A 3,629-nucleotide genomic window follows, 5' to 3' on the forward strand; every position below is an offset into this window, starting at 1 on the left:
CCCCCCCCCCCCCCCCCCCCCCCCCCCCCCCCCCCCCCCCCCCCCCCGCCGGGGGGGGCCGCTGGTGGGGGGGGGGCTCCCCCCCCCCCGCCCCCCCCACTACAGGTGAAGCGCAGCCGACCGTGGGTTGGGCGCGCGGGGCTCGGCTGGGGTATGCCCGTCGAAGTATGTATAATTCGTACATACTTCATTGGAGGTCCCATGGAAGCCACCGTAGCTGAACGCGGGCAGATCACCCTGCCCAAGGCCGTACGCGACGCTTTGGGCCTGACCAAGGGCACCCAGCTCAAGGTTGAGCTGGACGGCAGCCGCATCATCCTGCGCAAGAGCGTGGACGACGCCATCTCCCGTGCCCGCGGCAAGTTCGCCCTCGACGGTTTCGACTCGGCCGAGCAGGCCGTGCGTACCGTCCGTGACGAGGCCGACGAGGCATGATGATCGCCGTCGACTCCCCGGTCCTGATCGAGCTGCTCAGCGACGGCCCCCGTGCCGACGCGGTGGAAGCCTGCCTGCGGCAGGCGCTGGTCGGTGGCCGGGTGGTCATTTGCGGTACCACCCTGGCCGAGATCTGCGCCTCGCTGCGCGGCGGCGCCGAGGTGCAGGGCGCTCTGGAAGAAATGGGTGTCCATTTCAATCCGCTGGAAGCCAAATCCGCGTTGCGTGCCGGCGAGATGCATCGCCGCCACCGGCAGCGCAGCGGCGATACCCGCCGCATCGACGATTTCATGGTGGGCGCGCATGCACTGCTGCAGTGCGATGGCCTGATCACCTGGAACGACACGTTTTATCGCGACTACTTCAAGGGCCTGAAGCTGATCGTGCCGCAAGCCTGAGCGCCCATCCATTCTTTAACCGTTACACCCGGGAGTTGTCATGTTGGAAGCCTACCGCCACCACGTAGCCGAGCGCGCCGCGCTTGGCATCCCGCCGTTGCCGCTGACTGCACAGCAGACGGCCGACGTCATCGAGCTGCTGAAGAACCCGCCGGCCGGCGAAGCCGAGTTCCTGCTCGACCTGATCACCAACCGCGTGCCGGCCGGTGTCGATGACGCCGCCAAGGTCAAGGCGTCGTACCTGGCCGCCATCGCCTTCGGCAGCGAGAAGAACGCACTGATCAGCCGTGCGCGCGCCACCGAGCTGCTGGGCACCATGCTGGGCGGCTACAACGTCGCGCCGCTGATCCAGCTGCTGGACGACGCCGAAGTTGGCGCCATCGCCGCTGAAGGCCTGAAGCACACCTTGCTGGTGTTCGATGCCTTCCACGACGTGCAGGAAAAGGCCAAGGCCGGCAACGCCAATGCACAGGGCGTGCTGCAGAGCTGGGCCGATGCCGAGTGGTTCACCAGCAAGCCGGAAGTGCCGCAGAGCCTGACCATCACCGTGTTCAAGGTGCCGGGCGAAACCAATACCGACGACCTGTCGCCGGCTCCGGATGCCACCACCCGTCCTGACATTCCGATGCACGCCCTGGCGATGCTGAAGAACAAGCGTCCCGACGCACCGTTCGTGCCGGAAGAAGACGGCAAGCGCGGCCCGATCCAGGAAATCCTGTCGCTGAAGGACAAGGGCCACCTGGTTGCCTACGTCGGCGACGTGGTCGGCACCGGCTCCAGCCGCAAGTCCGCCACCAACTCGGTGTTGTGGTTCACCGGTGAAGACATTCCGTTCATCCCGAACAAGCGTTTCGGCGGCGTGTGCCTGGGTTCGAAGATCGCGCCCATCTTCTACAACACCATGGAAGACGCCGGCGCACTGCCGATCGAGCTGGACGTGTCGAAGATGGAGCACGGCGATGTCGTCGAGCTGCGTCCTTACGACGGCAAGGCACTGAAGAACGGCGAAGTCATCGCCGAATTCCAGGTCAAGAGCGACGTGCTGTTCGACGAAGTGCGCGCCGGTGGCCGTATTCCGCTGATCATCGGCCGTGGCCTGACTGCCAAGGCGCGTGAAGCGCTGGGCCTGCCGGTCACCGACCTGTTCCGTCTGCCGGTGCAGCCGGCCGACACCGGCAAGGGTTACTCGCTGGCACAGAAGATGGTTGGCCGCGCCTGTGGCCTGCCGGAAGGCAAGGGCATGCGCCCGGGCACCTATTGCGAACCGAAGATGACCTCGGTGGGCTCGCAGGACACCACCGGTCCGATGACCCGTGACGAGCTGAAGGACCTGGCCTGCCTGGGCTTCTCGGCCGACCTGGTGATGCAGTCGTTCTGCCACACCGCTGCCTACCCGAAGCCGGTGGACGTCAAGACCCACCACACCCTGCCGGAGTTCATCTCCACCCGTGGCGGCGTCTCGCTGCGTCCGGGCGACGGCGTGATCCACAGCTGGCTCAACCGCATGCTGCTGCCGGACACCGTCGGCACCGGTGGTGACTCGCACACCCGTTTCCCGGTCGGCATCTCGTTCCCGGCCGGTTCGGGCCTGGTCGCCTTCGCTGCTGCCACCGGCGTCATGCCGTTGGACATGCCGGAGTCGGTGCTGGTGCGCTTCAAGGGCAAGATGCAGCCGGGCGTGACCCTGCGTGATCTGGTCAACGCGATCCCGCTGTACGCGATCAAGGCCGGTCTGCTGACCGTGGCCAAGGCTGGCAAGAAGAACATCTTCTCCGGTCGCATCCTGGAAATCGAAGGTCTGCCGGACCTGAAGGTGGAGCAGGCGTTCGAACTGTCCGACGCCTCGGCTGAGCGTTCGGCTGCTGGTTGCTCGGTGCACCTGAACAAGGAGCCGATCATCGAGTACCTCACCAGCAACATCACCCTGCTGAAGTGGATGATTGCCGAGGGTTACCAGGACGCCCGTTCGCTGGCACGCCGCATCGAGAAGATGGAAGCATGGCTGGCCAACCCGGAACTGCTGCAGGGTGATGCCGACGCCGAATACGCCGCCGTCATCGAGATCGACCTGGCCGACATCCACGAGCCGATCGTGGCCTGCCCGAACGACCCGGACGACGTGAAGACCCTGTCCGAAGTTGCCGGTGCCAAGATCGACGAAGTGTTCATCGGTTCGTGCATGACCAACATCGGTCACTTCCGTGCTGCTGCCAAGCTGCTGGAAGGCAAGCGCGACATCCCGACCCGTCTGTGGGTGGCCCCGCCGACCAAGATGGACGCGTCCGAGCTGACCAAGGAAGGCGTGTACGGCACCTTCGGTTCGGCTGGCGCGCGCATGGAAATGCCGGGCTGCTCGCTGTGCATGGGCAACCAGGCGCAGATCCGCGAAGGTTCCACCGCGATGTCGACCTCGACCCGCAACTTCCCCAACCGTCTGGGCCGCAACACCAACGTGTACCTGGGTTCGGCCGAACTGGCCGCGATCTGCTCGCGTCTGGGTCGCATCCCGACCAAGGAAGAGTACATGGCCGACGTTGGCGTGCTGGAATCGGCAGGCAGCGAGATCTACCGCTACATGAACTTCGACCAGATCAGCGATTACAAGGACGTGGCCGATTCGGTCAACGCCTGAGTTGTAGCTGAGTAGTAAAAGCTTGAACGAAAAACCCCGGCGAAAGCCGGGGTTTTTTGTTGCCTGCGAAATTCAGCTGCGGCTGTTGTGGGGGGCGGGGGGGCCGGCCGGCACGCCCCCGGTGTGGGATGGTCAAAAGGGCGGGGCGCGGCCAAAGACACAAA

General features: G+C 65.4%; 3 protein-coding genes. All 3 read left to right on the forward strand.

All coding sequences use genetic code 11. The annotated features are described in order from the left end of the window. Window positions 1-201: 201 nt before the first annotated feature. From ACVOL0_RS20170 to acnB, 3 genes are read left to right on the forward strand one after another with little or no spacing between them, the layout of a single operon-like run. Window positions 202-435: an AbrB/MazE/SpoVT family DNA-binding domain-containing protein gene (locus ACVOL0_RS20170; protein ID WP_057628413.1), complete on the forward strand. Its 234-nt coding sequence runs from the start codon at window positions 202-204 to the stop codon at window positions 433-435. Beyond that, on the forward strand, window positions 435-833 hold the full coding sequence (locus ACVOL0_RS20175; protein ID WP_481513245.1) for a type II toxin-antitoxin system VapC family toxin: 399 nt from the start codon (window positions 435-437) through the stop codon (window positions 831-833). The genes ACVOL0_RS20170 and ACVOL0_RS20175 overlap by 1 nt, the downstream gene beginning before the upstream one ends. 40 nt (window positions 834-873) lie before the next feature. Beyond that, entirely contained in the window at window positions 874-3,465 is a 2,592-nt protein-coding gene (gene acnB, locus ACVOL0_RS20180; RefSeq protein WP_481550598.1) for a bifunctional aconitate hydratase 2/2-methylisocitrate dehydratase, read from the forward strand. The last annotated feature ends 164 nt before the right edge of the window (window positions 3,466-3,629 follow it).

The organism is Stenotrophomonas sp. STEN021, from assembly GCF_056760175.1.

Excerpts from the sequence above, each read along its gene's own strand:
- acnB (WP_481550598.1), top strand. The coding sequence starts at position 874 with ATGTTGGAAGCCTACCGCCACCACGTAGCCGAGCGCGCCGCGCTTGGC.
- ACVOL0_RS20170 (WP_057628413.1), top strand. The coding sequence starts at position 202 with ATGGAAGCCACCGTAGCTGAACGCGGGCAGATCACCCTGCCCAAGGCC.
- ACVOL0_RS20175 (WP_481513245.1), top strand. The coding sequence starts at position 435 with ATGATCGCCGTCGACTCCCCGGTCCTGATCGAGCTGCTCAGCGACGGC.